Here is a 26,197-nt window from a genome sequence, read left to right on the forward strand (position 1 = left end):
CGGTGCCGTCAAAGAACAGGCTGATATGCAGGGTTTTGCAGCACGGCGGTTCAACAATGCGGTTGGCGGCAACGCACAGTTCATCGTGGTACTTCTGCTCCTCACTGTCCTGCTTGCGGCAGTTTTCTCCGACCAGCGCAGCCTGCGTCGGCATTCTTTCCAGGCCGGGAAACTCTGGTGGGTACCAGGCCAGATCGGTGATTATTTCGGACATACTTTCGGCTCCTTCATCCTTAAAGGCTCTTTAATCGGGTGACGCGGATTACCATAATCAGCGCAGCTGGTGGTAACCTTCACCTGATCACAGGGCAGAAAATGCACGGTAATCCCACAGGTTTTCTGGCCGGTATAGTCAGGTACCAGCACGTGTCGTGAATGGGTTTGACTAAGTGTTTTTATTTTTTTATACCATTCACGGAGTGCTTCAGTATATTGGCTAGCTTTTAAATCTGCCGTTTTAGCATCGAGATTATTCAGACTGGGACGTTTGGGTTTAGGTATATTGGGTACATCACTGGCATATGCTACACCTGTTGTCCAGTCTACTGTTACCGTCATTCCCGGCTGCCACTGTTTCGGCACGCCGAAGCAGCAACCGCCCCCCCCACCCTGATAGGGCCCAATGACATCGAGACCAGACTGCCCGTTAACACTAAATTGATTGATCGCCCATTTGGTATGGTTGATGGCCTCAATGGTGCCACCACCGCCGCCCTGATATTCCGCCTGGACACTCTGCTGGCCGCATCCTGCCAGTAGCAATATGCCGCACAGCACGCTGGATATTCTTAATCTCATTACGCTCTTCATTTTGTTTAGGCTTCCGGTTTTACTGCCTGAAATCATTCAACCCTGCCCACCTGCGATGGACATGGCTGAATCATCTTTTTTATTTGGCTATTACAGAAAAATAAATGTTCAACATTCCATTTATCTATGCGGAAATTATTTAGTTCGTTAGATATCGAAATTGCGGTTATTGCCGGTGCCGTCAAAAAACAGGCTGATATGCAGCGATTTACAGCACGGCGGCTCCACGCGCTGCCCGGCAGCCATGCACAGCTCCTGGCGGTAATTACGTTCGCTGCTGTTCTGCTGATGGCAGTGCTGCCCGACCAGCAGCGGCTGGCTGGGCAGGCGCCCCTGCGCCGGAAACGGTGGCGGGCTCCACGCCAGGTCGGTGATTATTTCGGACATACTTTCGGCTCCTTCATCCTTAAAGGCTCTTTTATCGGGTAGGCCGGACTGCCGTAGGTGTAGCAGCTGGTCGTCACCTTCACTTCATCGCAGGGCAGAAAATGCACCGTGATTCCGCAGGTATCCTGACCGTTGTAGTCGGGGAGAGGCACGGTTTTGCTGTGCTGTCGTTTTTGAGCATCAATTTTTTTCTTCCAGGCTAGATATTTTTCTTCATCTGCAAAACCGGGAAAACCAGCTCACGAACCTTGCCCCGTTTCCCAGTCAATACGCACCATCATTCCCGGCTTCCACTGAGCTGGGACGCTGTAGCAGCAGCCGCCACCACCGCCCTGATACGGCCCGATGATATCGATGCCCGACTGGCCGTTGGCGCTAAAGTGATTGACCGCCCAGTGGGTGTGGTTGATGGCGTCAATGGTGCCACCGCCGCCGCCCCGAGCCTGAGCGGCGGGCTGCGAGCAGCCGGATAACAGCAAGAGTCCCGCCAGCAGCGGGCTTAACAACGTGAGTTTCATCTGACCTTCCTTTTGTTTTGGCTTCCGGTTTTACTGCCTGAAATCAATTAACCCTGCCCACCTGCGATGAACATGGCTAAATCATTTTTTTACTCTCCCTGTTGAAAATAAGAATGACTGAATACTCCGGCGGTATATTTAATGATGATTTAATCCGACAGGCATCGGGAATAAGGTTATTGCCGGTGCCGTCAAAAAACAGGCTGATATGCACGTTTAAAAGCACGGCGGCAGACTCCACGCCAGATCGGTATCGGTTACTTCGGACATATTTTCGGCTCCTTCATCCTGATGGGCTCTTTTATCGGGTAGGCCGGGCTGCCGTAGGTGTAGCAGCTGGTAGTCACCTTCACTTCATCGCAGGGCAGAAAATGCACCGTGATTCCGCAGGTGTCCTGACCGTTGTAATCGGGGAGCGGCACGGTTTTACTGTGCTGTCGTTTTTGAGCATCAATTTCTTTCCTCCAAGCTTTGTATTTAGCTCTGTCTGCAAATCCGGGGAACCCTTTGGACCCCCCAACTCCCGTTTCCCAGTCAATACGCACCATCATTCCCGGCTTCCACTGAGCCGGGACGCTGTAGCAGCAGCCCCCGCCACCACCCTGATACGGGCCAATAATATCGATGCCCGACTGGCCGTTGACGCTAAAATTATTGACCGCCCAGTGGGTGTGGTTGATGGCGTCAATGGTGCCACCACCGCCGCCACGGGCCTGAGCGACGGGCTGCGAGCAACCGGATAACAGCAGCAGTCCCGCAGCTAAAACGCAGAATGTGATATGTATCAGACCGTTTCTCCGCCGGTATGCCATTTTTTTACCACCCAGGCCTCGCGTGCATCATCCAGAACAATGCCCAGTTCCGTGGCTTCTACCATGCCCTGATAACAGTGTGAGAACAGTGCCTGCTGTGATTCATAAACCCCTGCCGGCGGTGCACAGTGTTCCAGCAAAACCATGACATCACAGACGCACATCAGGCGATCCAGCTGGCGGTCGCTAAGATCCGTTTTCTGGCTTTTCTCACCGCGTAGCGGAGGTTGACCGATTCCATTGATAGCGCATGAGCTGCCATCCATATCCTGCCATGCCCAGAACAGTACGGGTCGCAGTAAAGCGTGCTGCTGCTCAACGGTGAGCACGTGGGAAAAAAGCAGCGGGAAGATGCGCGTATCGTAAAAGCGTAATATCCCGCCCCTGCCTTCCTGAGTAATATCGATGCACTGCGTTAGCCAGCCTGCCAGGGAGGCAAAGGGCCACGCTGAGCACAGCAGCAACAGCGGGGCCTGAGCGGCGGCCTGCTGGCTGATCTCCTGCAGCCACTGCATCTGTTGAGCATCATCAACGGTAACGCGCGCAATTAGCGGCGCTTCATCGACAATAAATCCTTCCGGCAGCCCGTGATATAGCGACTGCCATTCTACTGAAAGTGCATTCAGCGCAGGGATAACGCCAAAGTCCAGCCCGGCCTGATCGACGATGATATCCAGATGATCGTTGCCCGATGCACGACAGGTCGCGGCCACTTCTTCAATCCACCTCGTGGTCATTTTATCTCCCTTGGCACGAAGCCCTGCGCAAGCTCCTGCGCTCTTTTCAGGCACTCTTTACACACCGATGTCGGTAATTCCGGCAGCGGGAAGTCCTCGCTGGCCGGGCCTTGCAGATCGTGCTGGCCTTTCAGGCTAATGAGTCCCGGCCCGTGGATATTCACTTCGCCCTGCGGCGTGATGCGTATGTAAGCCCCGCCGCAGCCCAGCGTGATGCCGTTTTTGGCCGTCAGCTGCAGGTGCCCCTGGGTTGACTGAACGGTAACGTCTTTCAGCGAAGTCAGTGACAGCACATCGCCGTGCGACTCAATCTCCAGCGGACCTTTGCCAGACACCAGGCGCATACCTTCGTTTTGAGCCAGTAGAGAGAGGGTCTGGCTGGCGTTCGCCGAGAGATGCTGCGCACTGGCAATGCTGACCTCGCCGATGCTCTGCAAATGCATGCCGTTGCCGCTGTGCAGCAGCATGGTCTCCGGGGTGACGGCACCCAGACCTTTTGGTGCGCTCATTAACATCATTGGTGCTTTGAGTTTGTCTGCACTGCTAACCAGTTGTTTCAGGCCGCTGGTGTCCGGGCTGTGGTTGTGGTGGGTCTGAGTAATGCTGCCCCATTCAGTTATCTGATTCAGCGCACCTTTCAGCAGGCTGATAGCCGGCGCCATCTCCAGCTGCTGGCCCTGTGCCTTCTGCTGGCCGTCGGCGGTGATAAACAGCCCTTTCTCCGCACGGAGGCTGCCCCAGCTGTCGCTGCGCAGCTCGAACCCTTCGCCGCGCTTCTGCTTCTCGCTGTCCACCAGGTGGCCGAGATTAAGCTGGCTTTTGCCGCCGTACTCGGTGCTGAGCTTGATATGCTCCTGGCCCGCCGTATCGTCGAGGCGCAGCTTATTGTTCTTCGGCGTGCGCAGCACGTTGCGCTTGTAGTTGCGGATGGTGACGTGGTCGCCGTGCGCCGAGTCGTGCAGCACCCCGGCAATGTACGGGCGGTCCGGGTTGCCGTGCTCAAAGGCTATCGCCACCTCAGTACCTGCCAGCAGCGGCAGGTGCAGGCCGTAGGTGTCGCCCGCATAGGGGCGCGCCTGGCGTACCCACAGGCTTTCAAAGCCGGTTTCCCAGCCCGCGCGGTCAAACAGCATGTTGACGCGATAGCGCCCGTCGCGGTCAATATGGCCGTAGGCGTCGTTCACCGTGGTACTGGTGACGCGCGCCGGCAGGGTTCCCGCCATCACCGGGTGCGGCAGCGGCACCGGGCGGAAGCCGTAGCGGCTGTTAAGCGGGATGCCGTCAAAGGCGGTTTCAAAGCTGCGGTCGCGCCGCGCGGTGCTGACGATGGCGGTGACCAGCACGCCGCTCTGGAATACCTCACTGACGTCCTCCCCGCCGCTGACCTTCAGCTCACTGCCGGGGGCCAGCGCCGGGCAGCTGGTCACTGCCGCCACCCGCGTCTGGCCGTTCAGGTAGCGTTCGTGGCGCAGGCGGGCGTAGAACGCGCCGCTCTCCGGGGCCGGGTTATGGCTGTAGCCGTCGCCCGGCGTCAGGTAGTTGTCCGCCCAGCGATAGGACTCACCGTAGGTGGTGTCGTCGCCGCCGGTGACGTCGGCCTGCACGTTCATATCTTCGAGGGCGTTGCGGTAGTTGTAGTCGCGCCCGCTGACGCTTTTCTCCACCACCGCAAAGCGGCTGGCGAGGTCCCACACCGAGTCGCTGGCCGCGTCGTGCATGCCGGAAGGCGGCACGGCGGGCAGCGTCAGCCCCTGTACATGGCCCTGCCTGCCGTCGTAAAACTCCACCACGTCGATGTGCAGGCGGGTGTCGGTGGTGAAGCGAAACCAGATGCCGACCTCGCCCAGCAGGCGGGTAATAAACGCCAGGTCGTCCTCGCCGTACTGCATCACCTGCTCGCGGCGCGGGTACGCGTTGTTGAGGGTGAAAACAAAGTCCTGGCCGCGCATCCCGTGGCGCTCGCGCAGGATTTTTTCCACAATCTGCGGCACCGACATATCCTGATAGATGGCGTTCTGACGGCTGCGCGACAGCAGCGCCAGGCGCGGCTGCAGGGTGACGGCGTAGTGGGTCTGGTCGGCGCTGGTGCTCAGGCGCTCAAAGCCGGTCACCACGCCCTGCACCACGCGCACCGGCTGCTGGATCTTAATGCCCCAGCCCTGGTCAACCGGGGCCTGCAGGGTCAGCGAAGCCGCTTTCATCAGCATCGCCTCGCGGGTGATGGCATGGTCGGCGCTGGTGAACTCAATGCGCCAGCGGAACGGCTCGCTCAGGCGATCCTCCCCCTTAAACGCCAGCACGTCGGGCTGGGACTGACAATCACGCACCGCCAGCAGGTGGTGACTATGGCTGAAAAAAGAGATCGGGTTTTTGCTCATGATTCACTTTCCTCTGTGTTAGCAAATTCCAGCACGATGCCTTCCTCGTCGTGCCAGTCGAACGTCAGCCGCTGCGGCTTCTGTTTTGCCGCCATCTGCAGCAGCAGCTGCTGGCTCAGCACCGGCAGGATCTGCTGGTTCAGCAGGCTGTCGACGTTGCGCGCCCCGGTGTCCGGCAGCAGGCACGCGGCGGTCAGCGCCGCTGACAGGCCGTCGCCCACGGTGGTTTTCAGGCCGTAGTGGCGCGCCAGGCGCTGGCTCACCTGGTTGAGCTTCATGCCAACGATGGTGCGCATCGCTTCTTCGGTCAGCGGGCGGTAAATCACCGTCTGAAAGCGCGCCAGCAGCGCGGGCTGGAAGTGGTCGCGCAGCGTCGGGCGCAGCAACTCCTGCAGGTCCGCTTCCGTGGCTTGCGGCTGCTGCTCCAGCAGCTGCATGATGGCGTCGCTGCCGAGGTTGGAGGTCATCAGGATCACGGTGTTGCGAAAATCGATTTCGCGCCCCTCGCCGTCGCGCATAAAACCGCGGTCAAACACCTGGTAGAACAGGTTCAGCACATCGCGGTGCGCCTTCTCGACCTCGTCGAGCAGCACCACGCTGTACGGGCGCTTGCGCACCGCCTCGGTGAGGATGCCGCCCTGGCCGTAGCCGACGTAGCCCGGCGGCGAGCCCTTCAGCTGCGAGACGGTGTGCGCCTCCTGGTATTCGGAGAGGTTAATAGTTATCAGCGACCTCTCACCGCCGTACAGCACGTCCGCCAGCGCCAGCGCGCTCTCGGTTTTGCCGGTGCCGCTCGGACCGACCAGCAGGAACACCCCCTGCGGCCCGTTCTCAGCGGTCAGACCGGTTTTGGCGGCGCGCAGGCGCCGGGCGATGGCGCTGAGCGCGGCGTCCTGGCCGACCACGCGCCTGCCGATTTCCTCCTCAAGGCTCAGCAGCTCGCTCTGCTGGTCCTTCATCAGTGAGGAGAGCGGCACCCCGGTCCAGTCGGCAATCACGTTGGCAACGGTGCGGGCATCGACGTCGACCTGAATCAGCGCGTCCTGCTGCTGCAGCGCCGCAAGCTGCTGCTGAACGGCGGCAATCTGCGCCTGCGGCTGCTGGTTCTGGCGGCTGCTTATCAGCTGCTGCGCCACTTCCTGCTGCGCGGCAAAATGTGCTTCCTGCTGCGCGCGCTGGCCTTCCAGCCCGCTGCGGATAGTGGCGATGGCGGCAAGGCGCTCGTCGTGCTTATCGCTGCCCGCGGCCATGTCATCGCGCAGGGCCTGCTCCTCCAGAGTCAGCGCGGTAACGCGCGCGTTCAGCAGGGTGATGGCCTCCGGCACGGTGTCGAGGCTCATGCGCACGCGCGCGGCGGCGGTATCCAGCAGGTCGACCGCTTTGTCCGGCAGCTGGCGGCCCGTCAGGTAGCGGCGCGACAGGGTCACCGCCGCTTTTACGGCGTCGTCGCTGATGTGTACGCCGTGGTGCTGCGCGTAGCGCGACTTCAGGCCGCGCAGCATCAGACAGGCAGTCTCATCGTCCGGCTCGTCGACTTTCACCATCTGGAAGCGGCGCTCCAGCGCGGCGTCCTTCTCGAAGTACTGCTTGTACTCGCTCCAGGTGGTGGCGGCGATGGTGCGCAGTTCGCCGCGCGCCAGCGCCGGTTTCAGCAGGTTGGCGGCGTCGGCCCCGCCCGCCTGGTTGCCCGCGCCGATAATGGTGTGCGCCTCGTCGATAAACAGCAGCACCGGGGTCGGCGACTGCTGCACCGCCTCAATCACGTTTTTCAGGCGCTGCTCGAACTCGCCCTTCACGCCCGCCCCGGCCTGCAAAAGACCGAGGTCGAGGGTGCGTAGCGAAACGGTTTTCAGGCTGTCCGGCACGTTACCCTGCGCAATGCGCAGCGCCAGCCCCTCGACCAGCGCGGTTTTGCCGACGCCCGGCTCGCCGACCAGAATCGGATTGTTCTTGCGGCGGCGCGAGAGGATATCGACCATCTGGCGGATTTCGCTGTCGCGGCCAAACACCGGGTCGATGCTTCCCGCCTGCGCTTTGGCGGTGACGTCGAGGGTGAATTTGTCCAGTGCGGCCTGCAGCGCCTCGCTCAGCGCGCTGCCGTCATCCGGGGTGACCTGCGCATCCACCTCGCCCAGGGTTGATGGCGCCTGGCTCAGGCTCTCCTGCTGCTGCACTTCCGGGCGCTCGTCGGACTGCGCGTCCAGCAGCGGGCGCAGGCGCTCCAGCTGGGGGCGCGTCAGGCTCAGCAGTGGCCACAGCCCTTCGCAGCCGACCAGCGACGGCTTGTCGGTCAGTGCCGCCAGCAGGTGATGGCTGCGGATGTGGGCATCGTCATCCTCCAGCGAGGCAATCAGCCAGGCCTGCTTAATCAGCGCCAGCAGGGAGTCGGCGAGCTGCGGGCGGGTGCGCACCGAGCGCGGCACGTTGTCCAGCCAGCACAGCAACGCCTGCCAGATGCCGTCCATGTCCCACTCGTAGCGGCGCGCCAGTACGGTGATGTCGCCCTCACCCTGCTCCAGCAGCTTGAGTAGCCAGTGCTCAATGCGGATTTCACTGTGGGCGCGGGTCTGGCACAGCGAGGCGGCGGCCTCCAGCGCGCGGGCGCAGAACGGGTTTAAGCGACGTAGCAGGACGGCTGACTGGTTTTCCATATCGGGTTCTCTCTTCCGTAGTTAATCAGGTTCGGACACGCTACCGCCCGTCGCTGTTCCTTTCAGTCAGGAACCCGAAGCGCATCAGGTCAAAAGGCAGCAGGTTGTCGGGTTGTTTGCTGAGCCGCCACGCGGGTAGCGGCTCAGCAAACAAAACGGCAGGCGGCGAACCGCCTGCCGTGAGTCATCAAGCGGTGGTGCGTTCATTCCATGAATCGGAATGAATGATGTTGCCGTCTTTGTAGGTCCAGGTGATTTTTTCGTAGCGCAGCTCAATCTCTTCCAGATGGTTGTGCTTCTCTTTGGACGGATCCTTGATGTCGTGCATTTTCGGCGCGACCTTCACCAGCTTGACGTTCTCAAGTTTGGTGTTGAAGTACTCCACTTCCTGACCGGCGTCGTTGATTTTGTACCACTTGAACTCGGCAGATTTCAGGGTCTGACCGGTGGTCACCGCCTTGTAGAGATACGGGCTGGAAGAGTCGATCTCCTTGGTGAACATGAACGGCGTGTGCACGCGGGTACCGGTCAGCTTGCCGGTGTTGTTATCGGTCGGGATGTACAGGTTATGTTCCTGTGCCACCACTTCGATGCTGCCTTCACGATCTTTCACATCCACGGAACCTTTGATGTCCGCACCGCCGTCGTCTTTCAGCCACAGATATACTGGTATTGCCATGTGTTACTTCTCCTTTTAATCCCGTCATAATTCGCGCTGCCTCTTTGTTGGCTGCCTTCGTTCACCCCGGTCACATAGTGAACTATGCTCCCGGGGATTCCCTCAGTTGCCGCCGCGATGCAACAGGAATTATTTAGGGCTTACTGTTGTGTCATCATCCTGTGATGACGTTCGGGTTGCTGCTGCCAGACAGGCATCCGCCTGCGGCACCAGACTGATTTCGACCCGGCGGTTTAACGCACGACCTTCCGGGGTATCGTTAGTCGCCATCGGGCGGCTTGCGCCAAAGCCCTGTACCGCAAAGCAGGTCGGCGAGACGTCGCTGGTTGAAAGCATCCAGTCGCGCAGCGCTTCAGCGCGCTTCAGCGACAGCTGCTGATTGGCCTGCGCATTGCCGGTGCTGTCGGTGTGGCCGGCGACCACTATCAGCCAGCCCGGCCGGGCCTTAATATCTACCAGCGCGTTAACCAGCATCTTTAGCGAGCCCGGTTTGAGCACCGATTTACCGGTGTCAAACAGCGACAGGCTGTCGAGGCGCACGGTTTTTGGCGCTTCCTTCACCACCGGAGGAGGGGGCGGCGGTGGCGGAATATACGAACCTATCGCATCCAGCAGCGGCAGGCGCAGATGCCCCCCCTGATACAGGCCTAAACCAAGCTGCAGAGGTGCGCCGTTGCGGGCATACTCATCCAGCTCGCGGGCATCGCGACGCAGTACATTGACCGCTGCCGCTTTCACGGCGTAATCATTCATGGCGATACGCGCGTAATGAGCAATATCAAAAGAGACCCGCTGAAGCAGCCGATGGTTATTCCAGGCGCTGCAGCACAGTGCGACAATTCCAACCGTCAACGCCAGCCATAGCGCACCACGCCAGGTGCGCTGGCGCGGCGTCAGGCCATGTCCTGCGGGCAGCAGTGGCAGAACAAACTCCGGCAGCATTGACGGCAGCGGAGACTCCGCAACCTCTGGCGCAAACCATCCTGCTACCTGTACCAGCGCCGTGTGCTGCTGCAGCCAGCGCGTCCAGAGAGAAGTGGCTAATGCCCCGTCAAGTGAAGCACTCAGCCCCCAGACCATGCCTGCGGGGGTGGCGGCAGGCATATCCGGGTGACTGTCGGTTAACACGCGAATCACTTCCTGCTGAAACCACTCCGTCAGGCTGTTGATCATCACCTGCTGCTGTAATGCGATGCCGCCGCCCGCGGCCAGCCAGCACTCAGGAGGGGTGGGTTTTGCGCTATCGGACCATACGCTGACGGGTTCACCGGCCAGCCGCACCTGCCAGAGAGACTCGCTGACCAGCGCACTGCCCACCTGAGCATTGAGTACCAGCGGCAGTGAATAGCCGGTTTCACGCCGCAGCTGGCCAATCTGCCAGCGCAGTGCCAGCAGGCGGCTGGCCAGCGTGTCACTGTCCTGATGCTGCTGAGGACAGACGCCGATCATCACCGACAGCTGATGTCCCCACTCCGGGCGCAGCGACAGCAGCTGGCGCGCTACCACGTCCAGCCCCTGATGATCGGCCACCCGCACCCAGCAGCCGTGCGGCACGGTCAGTACCGTCGATCCTTCCGGCCAGGCATGCGCGCTGTCGCCGCAGACCAGCACCACCGGCTGACGGTAAGCGACATCCGGCAGGTCATCCGCACATAGCCCGGCTTCAGGCCCGGCGGGACGGCGGGTAACGGCCATCACAACGGCCAGCAGCACCAGAGCGGCCAGCAGTATGAGCACGGTAGCTAAATGAGGCAGCGGCAGCAGCAGCACGGCGACCAGCAGGACAACCCACAGCGCCAGCGCGCGCTGTAACGCAGGGCTCACTGAACCACTCCCGGCAGCAGCGAAGCCACCAGGCTGCTCAACCAGTGATTCAGCCCCCACCAGACGGCGGCAAGTAACAGCACGGAGAAGCCGATTCGCAACGGCCAGCTGGATAGCCAGCCGCTGAAGCCCAATCCCGCGTTGTTTTCGGCCAGTACGGCCTGCGCCTGCGGCGCGCTAAAGGGTGAAACCTGCGCATTTAACGCGGCGACCAGCTTTTCCCGCTGCGGATCGTTGACTGAGCGATAGCCGCCGAGGAAGCCCAGCAACATCACCCGCTGGAAGCAGGTCACAACGAGCGGTTCCGGCGCTGGCTCGCGCAGCACCTCACGCATGCGCTCGCAGAGCATGTCACCGGCATCAACGGTGCCGAGGAAATGCCCCTGCAGAGGCAGGTGAAGCCACTGGACGTAAGCGTCATCCTGCTCGCCGCGCCCCTTAACCACTTCATCGATCAGCGCGCACTGGGCATAGAGAACATCCTTACTCTGTTGTGCATCGTAGCCCGCGTCTTTTAGCGCCTGCTGAACCTTCTCCACTTCTGCGACGCAGCGCTGCCATAACTGCTGACCTTCTCCATCCTTGATCTTTGCGCCGTGGCGCAGGCTGATCACCTGCAGCCAGCTGTTTTGCAGCAGCGCGTCAATATCACACTCGTTTTTCTGGCTCATGTTCTCAGCACCGCAAACAGTTCAAGTTCAGGTTCACCGAGCATGCCCGGCACGTAAAACATGCAGCTGCCGGATTCCAGCATCTCGCGGGCTGCCGGATGCGACAGGTCGAGGGCAAAATACTGATTTTCCAGCCGCAGCGGGATCGCGGCGGGTACGTGGCGTAGCGACTTCAGCGGTATCCCCTGCTGCGACGAATTCACCAGGCCCGTGACGTAATCCGGGCTGCCGACTTTGCACTGGCGCGGGAATTGCTCCTGCAGCTGTACCACCGGCAGCGGGGAGCGGACCGAAAGGTAGAAATCGGCATCTTCGCGCAGGCGCGGCTCCTGCAGACGAGCCAGCCACTGATGCAGACGCTTGTCGTGCTCAAGTGCTATCGACACCACGCGTGACGGCAGGCTGGCTTCCAGCAGATCGCTGAGCAGATCGAACAGCGCCGGGAATACATGGTTAAGTTCAGCATGCTGATACGCAGGGATCGCGCTGACCTGATGCTCCAGTGAGAAGGTCAGCAGGCTGCCAGCCAGACGGGCAAGCTCCGGATATAACCGCTCCGGCGCACTTTGCGGAAAACGCAGGAACTGGCCCAGTACCGGCTCCGCGCTGTTCAGCGCATTGAGCAGCCAGAACAACGACACATCCGCCACGGCAAAATCGGCCATGCGTTCGTTGCTCTCGCGCCGCATCGCCATCAGGCGGCTGAGGCGCGCGCGCAGCTGCGTCATCAGCTGTTCAAGCTGGGTCAGCAGCCACTGGCTGCTCTGCACGCTCAGCAACGGCGGCAGAAAAGTTTCATCCTGCGTCCAGCTACCCTGACTGTCCTGCCTGAGACGCGCCACCGGGCATACCAAGTAGTCGCCATTGTTCTGATGTGCAAAACGCAGCGTCAGCTCGGGTTTGATCACCGCAATCTGGCGCGTATCGTCGCCAAACTGGTTGCGGATGTCGCGCCAGCGCTGGCGATAGCGCACCGGGCGCTCGGCAATCTCGTCCGGCTGCAGGCAGTTGCCGCCGTTGGCCCTCAGCAGCGGCAGTGCCAGCACCACCACCACGTCCTGCCCTTCAGGCATCATCACCGGCGGCAGATCGTCACCGTTATTGGTGTCGATCAGCGTGCCGTCCTGAAAGCGCACGTGCAGATGACGCGCCTGCAAACGCCCCAGCTTCAGGGCATCCGCTTCGAACTCGGCACGGATCACGCCCCAGGGATGATTCAGCCCCATTTGTGCAATGCATTCCGTTGACCAGGCCGCATACGCGGCCTGCTGCTGGAAGTGCTGTGGCGAGACCATCACGCCCCGACCCCACAGCGGTTGTTCCGTTTTCATCCAGCCTCCGCCTTATGCTTTCGCTTTCGGCATCTGGGAAACCAGAGAGAGGTTGACGTCCATCCCTTCCACCTGGAAGTGCGGGACGGCGAACAGCCTGACGCGGAAGAAGCCCGGGTTGTCCTCGATATCTTCGACAATCACTTTGGCATCGCGCAGCGGGTGCGAAGCCTGCAGCTCGTCGCCCGGATCGGTCATTTCGGTGACCAGGCCGCGCACCCAGGTATTCAGCTCCAGCTCCAGCAGGCGGCGGTCCTTGGTGGTGCCGATATTTTCACGCTGGATAAGCTTCAGGTAGTGCGCAATGCGCGACAGCAGGAAGATGTAAGGCAGGCGCGAGTTGATGCGGCTATTCGCCGTTGCATCGGCGGTGTCGTACAGCGCTGGCTTCTGCGTCGAGTTGGCGGAGAAGAAGCACGAGTAATCGCGGTTTTTATAGTACGACAGCGGGATAAAGCCGAGGTTGGCGAACTCAAATTCGCGGGTCTCCGGGATCATCACCTCAGACGGGATCTTCACCTGGTTACCGGTGCCGAGGTCGTACAGGTGGATCGGCAGATCCTGCACCGCACCGCCGGCCTGCGGGCCGCGGATCTGCACGCACCAGCCGTTGTTGATAAAGCTTTTCACCATGTTGGCAGCGAAGGCAAACGAGGCGTTGGTCCACAGATATTTGTCGTGGTCCGGGCCTTTTACCTCTTCAATGTAGTTGAAGCTGCGCACCGGCACGGTATCCGGGCCGTACGGCAAGCGGCCGAGTACGCGCGGCATCACCAGGCCGATATAGCGCGAGTCGTCGGTTTCGCGGAATGACTTCCACTTGATGTACTCGGCGCGGTCGAAGTAGTTGCCGATATCTTTGATTGCCGCCACCTCTTCCATGTTGTCCTTCAGGAAGAACTGCGGGCCGGCGGAGCCGATAAACGGCATATGCGCCGAGGCCGCCACTTTGGAGATGTTGCGCAGCAGCGCCACGTCCTGCGCCGAGGCGTCGAACTCATAAGAGGAGATCAGCGCGCCAATCGGCTCGCCGCCCGGGGTGTCGTATTCGGCGATGTAGGTGTGCGCGTACAGGCCGCTCTGAATGATTTCCGGCGAGTCTTCGAAGTCCTGGCGCAGATCCTCTTTCGACAGGTCCAGCACTTCGATTTTCACGTTCTGGCGGAAGTCGGTTTTGTCCACCAGCGACTTCAGGCCGCGCCACAGGGATTCTACCTGCTGGAACGCATCGTGGTGCATCACCGCATCGAGCTGGCGGCTGATCTGCTCGTCCAGCTGCGCGATATGGTGGTCCAGCAGGGTTTTATCCAGCTTCTCCACTTTCGAACCGGACTGGTTCAGACACTCGACCAGCACCTTCATCGCCGCGGTCACGCGCTCGTCGACGCTGGCGTCGGACATCGCCTGGCTGTCCTGCCAGATATCCAGGTCGCTGAGGTGCGACACCGGGCTGAGGTTGATTTTTTCAAACAGTGAAGCGTAAACGCCGCCCGTAGCCGGGCGATCCAGCACGGTGCTTGCACCGGCAGAGGAGGTTTCATTTTGCACAGACATCAGCATTCTCTCTATATCGTTCCGTGAAGGGGGGATCAGGCTTTTTCAGGCGCCAGAGCGGACAGTTCGCTACGCAGCTCATCACTGAGTGCCGGGTTTTTCAGGATGGTTTCCAGCTCTTTGCGGAAGGTGACGTTATCCAGGAGGTTGGCTTTTAGGTCGCGCAGCAGGTTGCGCATTGCCAGCATGGCTTTAAGCTGAGGGATCTGGCGGGCGACCTGCTCCGGCGTGAAGTCCTTCATGTTGCTGAAGGTGAGTTTGACGTTCTCTTCGCTGCCGTCACCGGCCAGGGTGTTTTCAACCGAGATGTTTAACGATGGGGAGAACTCCGCCAGCACGCTGTCGAAGTTGTTTTTGTTAACGTTGACTTTCTCACGCTCGGACAGCACGCGCTGCTCCTGACCGTTGCTGAAATCGCCGGTGATCAGCAGCTTCAGCGGCAGCTCCATTTTCTTACTGGCATTACCCGTGTGCAGGTCAAGCTTGATATTTACACGCGCTTTAGGGATTTCATTCTGATAAGAGTTGCTCATATTAGTTCCTTTAAACATGCCGTGGAAAGCGCAGGTAAGCACACTTTCCATGTGTGAACAAAAGCGACTATATAGCACTCATCTGAGAAAGGGCAATATGCTAACCCTGTTTTTGTGATCTGATTTATATAGGAATTTTCTTGTTATTTTAGTTAAGTCACTGATTGAAATCGTGAATGACAATTCGGAGCATTCCTAATGAAAACTCAGAAAAACATGAAAAAAGCTTATACCCCCCTTTTTACCCCACCTCAAAATGATTCGTTTATATTAACTGTTCCAATAAAAAACTGTTAGATACCTCACTAACCCCTCGGCCGTATTTCTACCGCTGGAAATGGATGAAAAATCTGTAGGATACCTGCCGCGTGACGTCAGCAGATCCAGGATTACACTTAGGCCGTCTGATGCTAAAATGGATGTCGGGCTAACAGCCCGGTATACCTTGCTTTAGACCTGTCTTTTATCCTCATTATGCGACCGGCTTCACCTGCTATCCGGCCATGATCCAGAATAGAGAGTTCGCTATGCAGCACATCATTGAAGGTTTTTTAAACTTCCAGAAAGAGGTTTTCCCGCAGCAGAAAGAGTTATTTCGCACTCTTGCCTCCAGCCAGAATCCCAAAGCGTTGTTTATTTCCTGCTCCGATAGCCGTCTGGTACCGGAACTGGTCACTCAGCAGGACCCAGGACAGCTCTTCGTGATCCGTAATGCCGGAAATATCGTTCCGTCATTTGGCCCAGAGCCAGGCGGGGTTTCCGCGACTATTGAGTACGCGGTCGTTGCACTGGGCGTAACGGATATTGTGATCTGTGGCCACTCTAACTGCGGCGCCATGAAGGCTATCGCTTCCTGCCAGTGTCTGGACCCGATGCCTGCGGTCGCGCACTGGTTGCGATACGCTGATGCAGCAAAAGCGGTGGTTGAGAAAAAGAGTTACAGCAGCGAAGAAGAAAAATTGAATGCCATGGTGCAGGAGAACGTGATTGCGCAGCTGAACAATATGAAAACGCACCCTTCCGTGGCGGTGGGCCTGCGTAATAATGCACTGCGCCTGCATGGCTGGGTGTATGACATTGAGAGCGGTGTGATCCGCGCGCTGGATAAAGACAGCAAGAAGTTTGTGTTGTTGTCGGAAAACCCGGGCGTCTGTTTCGAGTAAGCGCGAACAGGGCCGATCGGCCCTGTAGACGTAGGGGCGGACCGCTTTTCTGGTCCGCCCTTTTTTTACGATTGCGCGGGCCGATCGAAAAAGATGATCGGCCCCGACATCAAGGCTAGCGGGTCAGCTTATAATACTCCGCCGTTGACAGCGGCAGTGGTGCTTTGCCGCGAATGGCATCGGAGATTTTCTCGGCAATCATCACCGTCGGCGCATTCAGGTTGCCGGTGGTAATCTGCGGCATAATTGACGCATCCACCACGCGCAGCTGGTTCATACCGTGTACGCGCCCTTCTGCATCCACCACCGCCATCTCGTCGTTACCCATCGCGCAACTTCCGCAAGGGTGGTAGGCCGTTTCCGCATGTTCGCGGATAAAGGCATCAATTTCTTCGTCGCTCTGCACGTTAATACCCGGCTGTAACTCTTCACCGCAGTATTCTGCCAGTGCCGGCTGGCGCATGATTTCCCGCGTCAGGCGAACCGCATTGCGGAACTCCACCCAGTCGCGCTCTTCGGACATATAGTTGAAGAAGATCGACGGTGCGGCATAGGGGTGCTTAGAGGTCAGCTTGATGCGACCACGGCTCATGGAGCGCATTGGGCCGACGTGCGCCTGGAAACCGTGCTGCTTCACCGGGCTGCTGCCGTTGTAATTGATCGCCACCGGCAGGAAGTGATACTGCAGATCCGGCCAGTCAGGCTGGTCATCGCTGCGGATAAATCCGCCCGCTTCAAACTGGTTGCTGGCGCCGGTGCCGGTGCCGTTAAACAGCCACTCTGCGCCGATAGCCGGCTGGTTCCACCACTGCAGCGCCGGATAGAGGCTGACCGGCTTTTTGCAGCTGTACTGCATATAGACTTCCAGGTGGTCCTGCAGGTTGCGACCTACGCCCGGCAGGGCATGCACCACATCAATATCCAGCTCGCGCAGCCACTCTTCCGGGCCAACGCCGGAGCGCTGCAGGATCTGCGGTGAGTTAATTGCCCCGGCGCACAGCAGCACTTCACGCGCCGCTTCGGCCTGTTCCTGTTTACCGTTACGCAACCAGGTGACGCCAGTGGCGGTTTTACCACTAAACAGAATGCGGTCGGTCTGTGCATGGGTAATGATGGTCAGGTTCGGGCGCTGTTTCGCGACATCGAGGTAGCCGCGCGCGGTGCTGGAGCGGCGGCCCTGCGGCGTGACGGTACGATCCATCGGGCCAAAGCCGTCCTGGCGGTAGCCGTTAAGGTCATCGGTCTCAGCATGCCCTGCCTGCTGCGCGGCATCAATAAAGGCGCGGAACAGCGGGTTATTGCCCTTTTTCGGCGTGGTGACGCTGAGGTAGCCTTCACCACCGTGCCAGTCATTTTCACCAATGTCGCGCTTCTCAGCACGGCGGAAATAGGGCAGACAGTTGAGATAGGACCAGTTTTCCAGCCCGGGCTTGCTCGCCCAGTTGTCATAGTCCATCGCATTGCCGCGAATGTAGCACATGCCGTTGATCAGCGATGAGCCGCCCAGGCCTTTGCCGCGGCCACACTCCATGCGGCGGTTGCCCATATGCGGCTCGGGATCGGTCTCGAACGCCCAGTTATAGCGTTTACCCTGCAGCGGGTAAGCCAAAGCGGCTGGCATTTGGGTACGGAAGTCCCAGCGGTGGTCTTTGCCGCCTGCTTCCAGTAACAGTACCGATACGTCAGCATCCTCAGTCAGTCGCGTTGCCAGCACGTTGCCCGCTGAACCTGCACCAATAATGATATAGTCAAATTTCTGCATTAAACCTCCGGTAAGAGTGCCGCGACGCGTACGCCGCGGCGAAAAATCAGAATGCGGATGGATAGTCGCCCATCTCAATCAGAATCGATTTAGTACGCGTGTAGTGGTGCAGCGTTTCCAGGCCGTTCTCACGCCCAACGCCCGACTGCTTGTAACCCCCCACCGGCATCGGCGCAGGTGATTCACCCCAGCTGTTTACCCAGCAGATGCCGGCTTCCAGCTGGTGGATCACGCGGTGTGCCCGGTTCAGTGAGGTGGTGAACACCCCTGCGGCCAGACCGTACTCGGTATTGTTGGCGCGGGCGATAACTTCGTCTTCGCTGTCGAAGGCGAGAATGCTCATCACCGGCCCGAAGATCTCTTCACGCACAATACGCATCTCATCGCTACAGTCGGTAAACACCGTTGGCTGCACGTAGCACCCTTTCGCCAGTGGGCCTTCGCTGATACGCGAGCCGCCCGCCAGCAGGCGTGCACCCTCTTGCTTGCCAATCTCGAGGTAGGAGACCACTTTCTGGCAGTGCTCTTCGCTGACCAGTGGACCGAAGTTCACCGCCGGATCGGTTGGATCGCCGCAGTGAATTCCGGCCATTTTCTCTTTGAGGCGCTGCTCGAACGCTGGCAGCAGTGAACGCTGCACGAAAACGCGGGTGCCGTTAGTGCACACCTGGCCGCTGCTGTAGAAGTTGGCCATCATCGCACCGTCGACGGCACGTTCCAGATCGGCATCTTCAAACACCACCAGCGGTGACTTGCCGCCCAGCTCCATAGTGACGGATTTCAGGTTGGCTAAGGCCGCATCCGCCATCACGCGCTTGCCGGTATTGACTTCCCCGGTGAAAGAGACTTTGGCGATCTGCGGATGCTGGCTCAGACCCTGACCGACGGTTCCCGCGCCCTGCACCACGTTGAACACGCCATCCGGCAGACCGGCTTCGGTGAAGATTTTTGCCAGTTCCAGTGCGCTCAGCGGGGTCACTTCGCTGGGTTTGAATACCATTGCGTTACCGGTGGCGAGCGCCGGGGCGCTTTTCCACATGGCAATTTGAATCGGGTAGTTCCACGCGCCGATACCGGCGCAGACGCCGAGGGGTTCGCGGCGGGTGTAAACCAGTGCAGTGTCACGCAGCGGGATTGACTGGCCTTCAACGGCCACCGCCAGCCCGGCGTAATACTCCAGCACGTCTGCCCCGGTAACGATGTCGACCGCGGCCGTTTCGCTGATTGGCTTGCCGGTATCGGCGGTTTCCAGCTCGGCCAGCGACTGATTGCGCTCGCGCAGGATTTCAACCGCTTTCAGCAGCACGCGGCTGCGTTCCACCGGAGTGTAGCTGCGCCAGATTTTTTGCCCGGCGTGCGCAGAGGCAACGGCAGCATCGATATCCTGCTGGCTGGCGCCTGAAATTTCTGCCAGCACTTCACCGTTGGCAGGATTGATGGTGGTGAATGTTTCGCCCGTTCCGGACACTTCGCGTCCGTTGATGTATAAACCACGGCGTTGCAACTCGGCCATGTCTCCTCCTTTTAAGGGGTGGGTGCGCTGGTTAACCACAGCGCTAAATTTTGATAGCAGAGTGAACGAGCCTGCTCCAGGCCCTGTTCCATCGGCTGAGAAGTCAGCGTCATCCGTAACCATGTACCGTCAATAAGTGCGGCCATGCTGGCTCCGGCGGCACGCGCCTGCTCTTTCGGCAGCACGCGACTGAAATGTGCCGTCAGGTTGGAATAAAGACGGCGGTCGTTAATGCGTTGCAGACGATGCAGATTGGGCTGATGTAAACTGTTAGTCCAGAACACCAGCCAGGTTTTCAGCACCGGTGAGGTGATATCTGCTACGTCAAAATTGCCGTTGATGATAGCCGTAATTTGCGCCTGAGGGTCCGCCTGTGCATCAGCCCGGTGGCGCTCCAGCGCCTTGTACAGGTCTGACATTATCTGGCGCATACAGGCATATAACAGACCGTTTTTGTCACCAAAGTAGTGGCTGACAATGCCGGTTGATACCCCAGCCTCTTTCGCTATTAGCGCCAGGCTGGCATCTGCCAGCCCAACCCGGTCTATCACTGTCAGAGTGGCATTAATTAACTGCGCCTGACGGATCGCCTTCATTCCTATTTTTGGCATCGGCTTCATCGGTTTTGGCTATTGAATGAGAGTAATTGTAGACGTTTTATATTGAACGTTCAATCAATAAAAACCTTTAATGTGGTTGAGGCGTTTTTTTAGATCAAAAATTATCGCTATTTTTGTGACCTACATCACTCAAAGTGGGTTTAGCATGAATTCCGCCTGCTTGATCTTGCTAGCACTATGAATAACCACTGTTTTTAGATCTTCAGTTAGCATAAATACCCATCGATAAACCTTTGTGTAGCAGATGTCGCCATACACGAAGGCGCTAGCGAAATTATCTGCACAATGAACAAATTTCACGCCACCCACCCTCACTTAGGTTGGTTACTTGTTGTAAAACAGCATATTTAACTATTGAATAACAAAAACCACTCAGTTATCGCTATAAAAATGCGCGATGACGGTGATGAAAAAAAACTTGCCTCTGTGGGTTCGATCGGCGAAATTATCCGGCGTTTTTCAACTTCTATAACTATAAGACGAGCGTACGTCCCGCGTTGCGTCGACTTAATTCCTGCCACAAAACAGGTCAAGAATTCAGAGGTACAAGTGTCAACTGCAAACAAACAACCCGAGGCACCAAGCCTCAACGCTTTCAAACAACCTAAAGCGTTTTATCTGATCTTCTCTATCGAATTATGGGAACGTTTCGGCTATTACGGACTACAGGGGATCATGGCGGTCTACCTGGTGAAACAGCTGGGCATGTCCGAAGCACAGTCGATCACCCTGTTCGCTTCCTTCAGTGCGCTGGTCTATGGCCTGGTGGCCGTGGGCGGCTGGCTGGGAGATAAAGTGCTGGGGACCAAGCGCGTTATCGTACTGGGTACGCTGGTACTGGCGCTGGGCTATGCGCTGGTCGCGTGGTCGGGCCATGACGAGGCGATGGTGTACATCGGGATGGCGACTATCGCCGTCGGTAACGGCCTGTTTAAAGCTAACCCCTCTTCACTGCTCTCGACCTGCTACGAAAAAGATGACCCGCGTCTCGATGGCGCGTTCACCATGTACTATATGGCGATCAACATCGGTTCCTTCTTCTCTATGCTGGCCACTCCGTGGCTGGCCGATAAATATGGCTGGAGCACCGCCTTCGCGCTGTCATTTGTCGGGATGCTGATCACCCTGGTGAACTTTATGTTCTTCCGTAAGTGGGTGAAAAACTACGGCTCCAAAGCAGACTTTGCCCCGCTGAACGTCGGTAAACTGCTGGCGACGCTGGTCGGTATTGCCGTAATGATCGCCGTGGCGACCTGGCTGCTGCACAACCAGGAGATTGCCCGCCTGGTGCTGGCGGTGATTGCGGTTGGTATCGTACTGGTGTTCGCTAAAGAGGCCTTTGCTCTGCAGGGTGCCGCGCGCCGTAAGATGATTGTTGCTTTCTTACTGATGGTGCAGGCGATTGTCTTCTTCGTGTTGTATATGCAGATGCCAACCTCGCTGAACTTCTTTGCGATTCGCAACGTTGAGCACAGCATTCTGGGTATCACTTTCCAGCCGGAGCAGTTCCAGGCGCTTAACCCGTTCTGGATTATGATTTTCAGCCCGCTGCTGGCCGCAATCTATAACAAGATGGGTGACCGCCTGCCGATGCCGCACAAGTTTGCGCTTGGCATGGTGCTCTGTTCTGCCGCCTTCCTGGTGCTGCCGCTGGGGGCGTCATTTGCTAGCCAGCTCGGTATCGTGTCGGTTAACTGGCTGATCCTCAGCTATGCCCTGCAGAGCGTGGGCGAGCTGATGATTTCAGGTCTCGGCCTGGCGATGGTGGCACAGCTGGTGCCGCAGCGCCTGATGGGCTTCATCATGGGCTCGTGGTTCCTGACTACCGCTGGCGCAGCGATGGTGGCCGGTAAAGTGGCGAACCTGATGGCGGTACCGGAAAATATTACCGATCCGCTGCTATCGCTGCACGTGTACGGCGATGTGTTCCTGAAGATTGGGATCACTACCGGCGTGATTGCCGTACTGATGATTCTGGTTGCTCCGCTGCTGAATCGTATGACGCAGGATGAACAGCCGGTTCCTGAGAAAGTCAAAGCCTGACGGCTGACGCGGTAATGATCGGGGCGGCAGCAATGTCGCCCTTTTTTATTGCTCGTCGCCCGCTGCAAGCGAAGAATCCGCATACTCCACGCTCAACCCTGCCGCGGGCAGCAGCTGACGCAGGCGCAGGATGCGCTGCGGTGCCAGCGTCCAGAAGCGTTCTACCCGCCCCTCTCCCGGCCGCTGCCACAACACTTCCGCCCGCCCCTGAATATGCAGCGCCGCTCCCTGCTGAAAGTCCATAACCAGTAGCGCCACGCGCGGCTCCAGCAGTATGTTACCCAGCGTATTCATATAGCGATTGCCGCTGTAGTCCGGGATCAGCAGCTTACCTCCGCTGAGGGTTATGAATCCCGGCACTCCTCCACGATGGGAAATATCCGCGCCGCCCACCCCTCCTGCGCGCCTGGCGTGGCTGGCGACAAAAAAGGTGTCGGCAGCGGCGATCAGATAGCGTGCATCGGCATCCAGCGCGGCAAGAGGCTCCACCCCTGGCTGACGCCTGCTGTCAGGGGGTGGCAGCACCCGTCGCTGAATATACTGCGGGCAGTTACCAAAGCTCTCCTGCACGCGAATGCGCATGCTGTGCTGGTCAATACGCTCAACCACCCCGTTGACGCGATTTCGCCGCCGGTTAGACAGGTCGATGCCCAGCCCGCCAAACGGCATGCCGGGCTGGATAGCGGGCAGATACGGCAAGTTATGCAGCGCGCTGCGCGAAATATCCAGATGCTGTTCATCCGGGGTGGCAATAAACCCCTGCGCCCCCTGAATCAGCGCGGCAACCGGATAACCGTCAGCACCCGCAAAGGTGAGGTAAAAGGTCTGCAGCCCCTGATAAAACAGGCGATGTTGCTCCGGCATCGTCGGGTAGATCGCCGCTTTCACCCGCTGATACCCGGCCTTTTCCTGCGCCTGCTGCTCCCCCCGATGGAACATATTCACTCCTCCGCCGGCAGCGGCAGTGCCGGGAGTGCGACAAAGCCCGGCAGCGCCTCAATACGCTGAAGCCAGCGCTGGATTGCGGGATAGTGACGCAGCGAAATGCCCCCTTCTGGCGCACGGGCGACATAGGCATAGCAGGCAAGATCGGCAATGGTTGCACGCTCGGCGACCAGCCATTGCCTGCTGCTCAGGTGCGCTTCCAGCTGGGGTAAGAATTTTGCCGCCACCGCCCGCGCTGAGTCGTAGTTTTCCGCCACGCCAAACTGCTTAATCAGGCGAGCCGACGCCACGCCGTAGCGGATCTCGCCAGCCGCTTTTGCCAGCCACTGATGCACCGCCACCTCCTGCGACAACTCCTGCGGCAGCCAGCCGCTTGCGGGGGCATAGCGTTTTACCAGCCAGATCATAATGGCATTACTGTCGGTAATCACCGTCTCACCCTCCACCAGCACCGGGATCTGGCCCAGCGGGTTAAGCGCGAGGAACTGCGCGCTTTGCCTGTAGCCAGCATCGGCTTCTACCCAGTCCGCAGAGAGGTTCAGCATACTCAGCAGCAGTTTGACGCGATGAACGTGCCCGGATAGCTCGGTGCCATATAAAGTTAAGCCTGTCATTGTCATCTCCTCGGTTTGAATTGATTAAGCTTACTCTTGCTGAAATCGGCGTAAACGGGCAAAAATAACAATTCATAATTACAAAAAGTGGAACAGTGATGGATAAACTGGACGAGCTGGCGGTGTTTGTTGCCGTGGTGCAGCAGGGCAGCCTGGCCGCCGCCGCACGCAAATTACAGCGCTCTGCTCCGGCGATTACGCGCACGCTGGCGGCGCTGGAGAGCCGTTTTGCCCTCAGCCTGATAGAACGCTCCACCCGGCGTCTGTCGCCGACTCCAGCCGGGATAGCCCTGTATGAGCGTGCAACCGTGCTGCTGGAGGATTATCAGCAGGTCTTAGAAAGCACCACCCGCAATCAGCTGAGCGGTAAGCTGCGTTTAACCGCGCCCGTGATGTTTGGCCGTAAGCATATTGCGCCGCTGCTGCTGGATTTTATGGCGATCTATCCCGATATCCAGATTGAGCTGATGCTGAGTGACAGTTACCAGGACCTGATTGAGCAGGGGCTGGATATGGCCGTCAGAATTGGACAGCTGCGCGACTCCTCGCTGGTGGCGACTGAGGTCGGCCACGTGCAGCGCGTGCTGGTCGCCAGCCCGCACTATATTGCGACCCGCGGTGCGCCTGAAATACCCGGACAGCTGGCAGATCACCCGCTTATTGCAGGGACGATCCCTGCTCAGCAAAGAGAGTGGCGTTTTCGCGCCGAGGCCCAGCAGGAACGCGTGCGCATCACCCCCAGGGTGACGGTCAACGACGTGGAAACCCAGCTTGTCGCTTGCCGCGCAGGTAAAGGCATTGCGCGTCTGTTCTCCTACCAGGTTTATGACGACCTGCAAACGGGTGTACTGAGCGAGGTGCTGGCGCAATATCGCCCGCCGGCGGTTCCGGTCCAGCTGGTGGCGCAAAATGTGAAATATATGCCGGCGCGGGTGCGCGCATTCTGGGATCTGGCCCGCACCAGGCTGCCGGAGATTGAGAGCTTGCGCTGGGTTAAATAATCAGCAATTAATTTGCCTGGCCACTCAAGGTTGTGCTGGCTTTTTGACCAGCCAGGGTTAAGCTGAAGGGATCTGCGCCACTGACGATAAGGAGCAAGTGATGAAACTGTACTGCAAATCCGGAGCCTGTTCGCTGTCACCTCACATTGTACTGCGGGAAACCGGGCTGGATTTTACGCTGGTGAATGTCGATCTGAAGGCTAAAACCACCGAGCAGGGGGAAGATTACCTGCTGATCAACCCGAAGGGTCAGGTCCCGGCGCTGGAGCTGAATGACGGGTCGGTACTGACCGAGGGCGTGGCGATTGTGCAGTATCTGGCGGACCTGAAATCCGACCGCCAGCTGCTGGCACCGGCAGGCAGCCTGACCCGTTACCACACGCTGGAGTGGCTCAACTTTATCGCGACCGAGCTACATAAAGGCTTCAGCCCGCTGTTTCGCCCCACCACGCCTGAAGAGGTAAAAACCCTGGCGCGGGAACAGCTGTTGCAGAAGTTCCAGTACGTGAATAATGAGCTGAAGGAGAAGCAGTGGCTGTTGGGGCTGCGTTTCACCGTCGCCGATGCCTATCTGTTTACCGTGACGCGCTGGGCTCATGCCATCAAGCTGGATCTGAGCGGGTTATCTGCACTTAACGAGTGGTTTGAACGGGTTGCGGCGCGGCCTGCGGTGGCGGCGGCCCTGAAAGCGGAAGGCTTGAATTAACAAAACGGGCAGGCGCATTTCTGCCCTGCCCGTTTCTCTTAGAGTTTTACCGCGGCAAAGTGCTGCTGCGGTTCGGCAATCGCCTGCTGCGCCGCAACCAGCTGCAGTTCATACTCGCCCATCTGATGCGTTTTCAGCATCACCTCATACACCGCTGCCGTCACGTGCTCCAGCGCCTGCTGGAGAGACAGGCCGTGCAGCAGATCGACCAGCAGCAGCCCGCTGGTGAGGTCGCCCACGCCAACCGGCTGGCGCACGCCGAAATCGATCAGCGGGCGGGCAATGTGCCAGGCTTCATCGACCGTCACCAGCAGCATTTCAAAGCGATCGCTGCGATAGCCGGCTCGCGCCAGATGCTTAATTAGCACGACTTTTGGCCCACGGGCAATGAGTTCGCGTGCAGCTGCTACCGCTTCTGCCACGTCCGCCACCTGACGGCCGCTGAGCATTTCCAGCTCCAGCAGGTTTGGCGCAATGATGTCGCTGGCTGGCAGTGAGGCATGAGTATGAAACTCCGCCACGCCCGGCGCCACAATACAGCCTTTCTCCGGATGCCCCATCACCGGGTCACAGAAATACCAGGCGTCCGGATTGGCGGCTTTCACCATGCGCACGATCTCAAGGATAGCTTCGCCCTGCTCGGCAGAGCCAAGATAGCCGCTAAGCACGGCATTGCAGGTTTTCAGGCGGTCAATATCGCCAATCCCGCGCGCGATGTCCGTCAGGTGGCTGGCCGGCATCACGGAACCGGTCCAGTGGCCGTACTGAGTATGGTTGGAGAACTGTACGGTATTCAGCGGCCAAACGTTTGCGCCAAGGCGACGCATGGGGAATTCTGCTGCGCTGTTACCCGCATGACCAAAGACCGTATGAGACTGGATGGAGAGAATGTTTTTCATCGCGCTAACCTGACCTTTCTTGCCATTAAAAAAGCCGGCGTTAACC

At 58.8% G+C, this 26,197-nt stretch carries 22 protein-coding genes and 2 pseudogenes; 4 read left to right on the top strand and 20 right to left on the bottom strand.

What is annotated here, in order from left to right; all coding sequences use genetic code 11:
- The 14 genes and pseudogenes from ID864_RS14885 to tssB form a co-directional block, all read right to left on the bottom strand.
- Nucleotides 1-214: hypothetical protein (locus ID864_RS14885; RefSeq protein ID WP_191150013.1), on the bottom strand; the 214-nt coding region annotated here is incomplete at its 3' end.
- On the bottom strand, nt 202-810 hold the full coding sequence (locus ID864_RS14890; RefSeq protein ID WP_191150014.1) for a DUF3304 domain-containing protein: 609 nt from the start codon (nt 808-810) through the stop codon (nt 202-204). The genes ID864_RS14885 and ID864_RS14890, both read right to left, overlap by 13 nt.
- 153 nt (nt 811-963) lie before the next feature.
- Nucleotides 964-1,197: pseudogene (locus ID864_RS14895) on the bottom strand (DUF2235 domain-containing protein); the annotation flags it as partial.
- Nucleotides 1,185-1,715 (bottom strand): annotated as a pseudogene (locus ID864_RS14900) (DUF3304 domain-containing protein). The pseudogenes ID864_RS14900 and ID864_RS14895, both read right to left, overlap by 13 nt.
- A gap of 257 nt (nt 1,716-1,972) precedes the next feature.
- Nucleotides 1,973-2,527 (bottom strand): DUF3304 domain-containing protein, encoded by a 555-nt coding sequence (locus ID864_RS14905; protein ID WP_191150015.1) that lies wholly within the window; start codon nt 2,525-2,527, stop codon nt 1,973-1,975.
- Nucleotides 2,500-3,264, bottom strand: a complete 765-nt coding sequence (locus ID864_RS14910) for a DUF4123 domain-containing protein (RefSeq protein ID WP_187499317.1) — start codon at nt 3,262-3,264, stop codon at nt 2,500-2,502. Before ID864_RS14910 ends, ID864_RS14905 begins: the two co-directional genes overlap by 28 nt.
- Nucleotides 3,261-5,642 carry a type VI secretion system Vgr family protein gene (locus ID864_RS14915; RefSeq protein ID WP_191150016.1) on the bottom strand — a complete coding sequence of 794 codons (2,382 nt, stop codon included), beginning with the start codon at nt 5,640-5,642 and terminating at the stop codon, nt 3,261-3,263. Before ID864_RS14915 ends, ID864_RS14910 begins: the two co-directional genes overlap by 4 nt.
- A complete protein-coding gene (tssH, locus tag ID864_RS14920; RefSeq protein ID WP_191150017.1) occupies nt 5,639-8,293 on the bottom strand; it encodes a type VI secretion system ATPase TssH in 2,655 nt (884 codons plus the stop codon). Before tssH ends, ID864_RS14915 begins: the two co-directional genes overlap by 4 nt.
- Before the next feature lie 187 nt (nt 8,294-8,480).
- Nucleotides 8,481-8,972, bottom strand: a complete 492-nt coding sequence (locus ID864_RS14925; RefSeq protein WP_099754210.1) for an Hcp family type VI secretion system effector — start codon at nt 8,970-8,972, stop codon at nt 8,481-8,483.
- 129 nt (nt 8,973-9,101) lie between these two features.
- A complete protein-coding gene (locus tag ID864_RS14930; RefSeq protein ID WP_191150018.1) occupies nt 9,102-10,796 on the bottom strand; it encodes an OmpA family protein in 1,695 nt (564 codons plus the stop codon).
- A complete protein-coding gene (gene tssL, locus ID864_RS14935; RefSeq protein ID WP_187499055.1) occupies nt 10,793-11,467 on the bottom strand; it encodes a type VI secretion system protein TssL, short form in 675 nt (224 codons plus the stop codon). The genes ID864_RS14930 and tssL overlap by 4 nt, the downstream gene beginning before the upstream one ends.
- Nucleotides 11,464-12,798 (bottom strand): type VI secretion system baseplate subunit TssK, encoded by a 1,335-nt coding sequence (gene tssK / locus ID864_RS14940; RefSeq protein WP_099754207.1) that lies wholly within the window; start codon nt 12,796-12,798, stop codon nt 11,464-11,466. Before tssK ends, tssL begins: the two co-directional genes overlap by 4 nt.
- Before the next feature lie 12 nt (nt 12,799-12,810).
- Entirely contained in the window at nt 12,811-14,358 is a 1,548-nt protein-coding gene (gene tssC / locus ID864_RS14945) for a type VI secretion system contractile sheath large subunit (RefSeq protein ID WP_048916129.1), read from the bottom strand.
- Between the two features lie 29 nt (nt 14,359-14,387).
- The gene (tssB, locus tag ID864_RS14950) at nt 14,388-14,885 is read right to left on the bottom strand and encodes a type VI secretion system contractile sheath small subunit (protein ID WP_048916130.1); all 498 of its coding nucleotides are present in this window, start codon (nt 14,883-14,885) and stop codon (nt 14,388-14,390) included.
- A 527-nt stretch (nt 14,886-15,412) separates the two neighbouring features.
- On the opposite strand from tssB, the gene ID864_RS14955 reads away from it, so the two are divergent.
- Complete coding sequence (locus ID864_RS14955) at nt 15,413-16,048, top strand: carbonic anhydrase (protein ID WP_048916131.1); 636 nt, start codon at nt 15,413-15,415, stop codon at nt 16,046-16,048.
- Nucleotides 16,049-16,163: 115 nt separating this feature from the next.
- Here the strand turns inward: ID864_RS14955 and betA are convergent, their stop codons facing one another.
- Genes betA through betI form a run of 3 tightly spaced genes read right to left on the bottom strand, consistent with a single transcriptional unit; the run spans nt 16,164 to nt 19,934 of the window.
- A complete protein-coding gene (gene betA, locus ID864_RS14960) occupies nt 16,164-17,810 on the bottom strand; it encodes a choline dehydrogenase (RefSeq protein ID WP_048916132.1) in 1,647 nt (548 codons plus the stop codon).
- A gap of 46 nt (nt 17,811-17,856) precedes the next feature.
- The gene (betB, locus tag ID864_RS14965) at nt 17,857-19,323 is read right to left on the bottom strand and encodes a betaine-aldehyde dehydrogenase (protein ID WP_224750521.1); all 1,467 of its coding nucleotides are present in this window, start codon (nt 19,321-19,323) and stop codon (nt 17,857-17,859) included.
- 11 nt (nt 19,324-19,334) lie between these two features.
- Complete coding sequence (betI, locus tag ID864_RS14970) at nt 19,335-19,934, bottom strand: transcriptional regulator BetI (RefSeq protein ID WP_048916133.1); 600 nt, start codon at nt 19,932-19,934, stop codon at nt 19,335-19,337.
- Nucleotides 19,935-20,492: 558 nt separating this feature from the next.
- Between betI and dtpA the strand changes: the two genes are divergently transcribed.
- Complete coding sequence (gene dtpA, locus ID864_RS14975) at nt 20,493-21,986, top strand: dipeptide/tripeptide permease DtpA (protein WP_191150019.1); 1,494 nt, start codon at nt 20,493-20,495, stop codon at nt 21,984-21,986.
- Between the two features lie 45 nt (nt 21,987-22,031).
- Here dtpA and ID864_RS14980 read toward each other — a convergent pair whose 3' ends face one another.
- Entirely contained in the window at nt 22,032-22,925 is an 894-nt protein-coding gene (locus tag ID864_RS14980; RefSeq protein WP_048916135.1) for a PNPOx family protein, read from the bottom strand.
- A 2-nt stretch (nt 22,926-22,927) separates the two neighbouring features.
- Nucleotides 22,928-23,545, bottom strand: a complete 618-nt coding sequence (locus ID864_RS14985) for a glutathione S-transferase (RefSeq protein WP_191150020.1) — start codon at nt 23,543-23,545, stop codon at nt 22,928-22,930.
- Nucleotides 23,546-23,643: 98 nt separating this feature from the next.
- Here ID864_RS14985 and ID864_RS14990 point away from each other — a divergent pair, with 98 nt between their 5' ends.
- Together ID864_RS14990 and gstA are read left to right on the top strand one after the other, a co-directional pair.
- Nucleotides 23,644-24,546, top strand: coding sequence for a LysR family transcriptional regulator (locus ID864_RS14990; protein WP_191150021.1), 903 nt, complete (start codon nt 23,644-23,646; stop codon nt 24,544-24,546).
- 100 nt (nt 24,547-24,646) lie between these two features.
- Nucleotides 24,647-25,252 carry a glutathione transferase GstA gene (gene gstA, locus ID864_RS14995; protein ID WP_048916138.1) on the top strand — a complete coding sequence of 202 codons (606 nt, stop codon included), beginning with the start codon at nt 24,647-24,649 and terminating at the stop codon, nt 25,250-25,252.
- A gap of 38 nt (nt 25,253-25,290) precedes the next feature.
- On the opposite strand, the gene pdxY is transcribed toward gstA, so the two are convergent.
- Nucleotides 25,291-26,151 carry a pyridoxal kinase PdxY gene (pdxY, locus tag ID864_RS15000; protein WP_133623527.1) on the bottom strand — a complete coding sequence of 287 codons (861 nt, stop codon included), beginning with the start codon at nt 26,149-26,151 and terminating at the stop codon, nt 25,291-25,293.
- Between the last annotated feature and the right edge of the window lie 46 nt (nt 26,152-26,197).

The organism is Erwinia aphidicola (assembly GCF_014773485.1).
Taxonomy (GTDB): domain Bacteria; phylum Pseudomonadota; class Gammaproteobacteria; order Enterobacterales; family Enterobacteriaceae; genus Erwinia; species Erwinia aphidicola.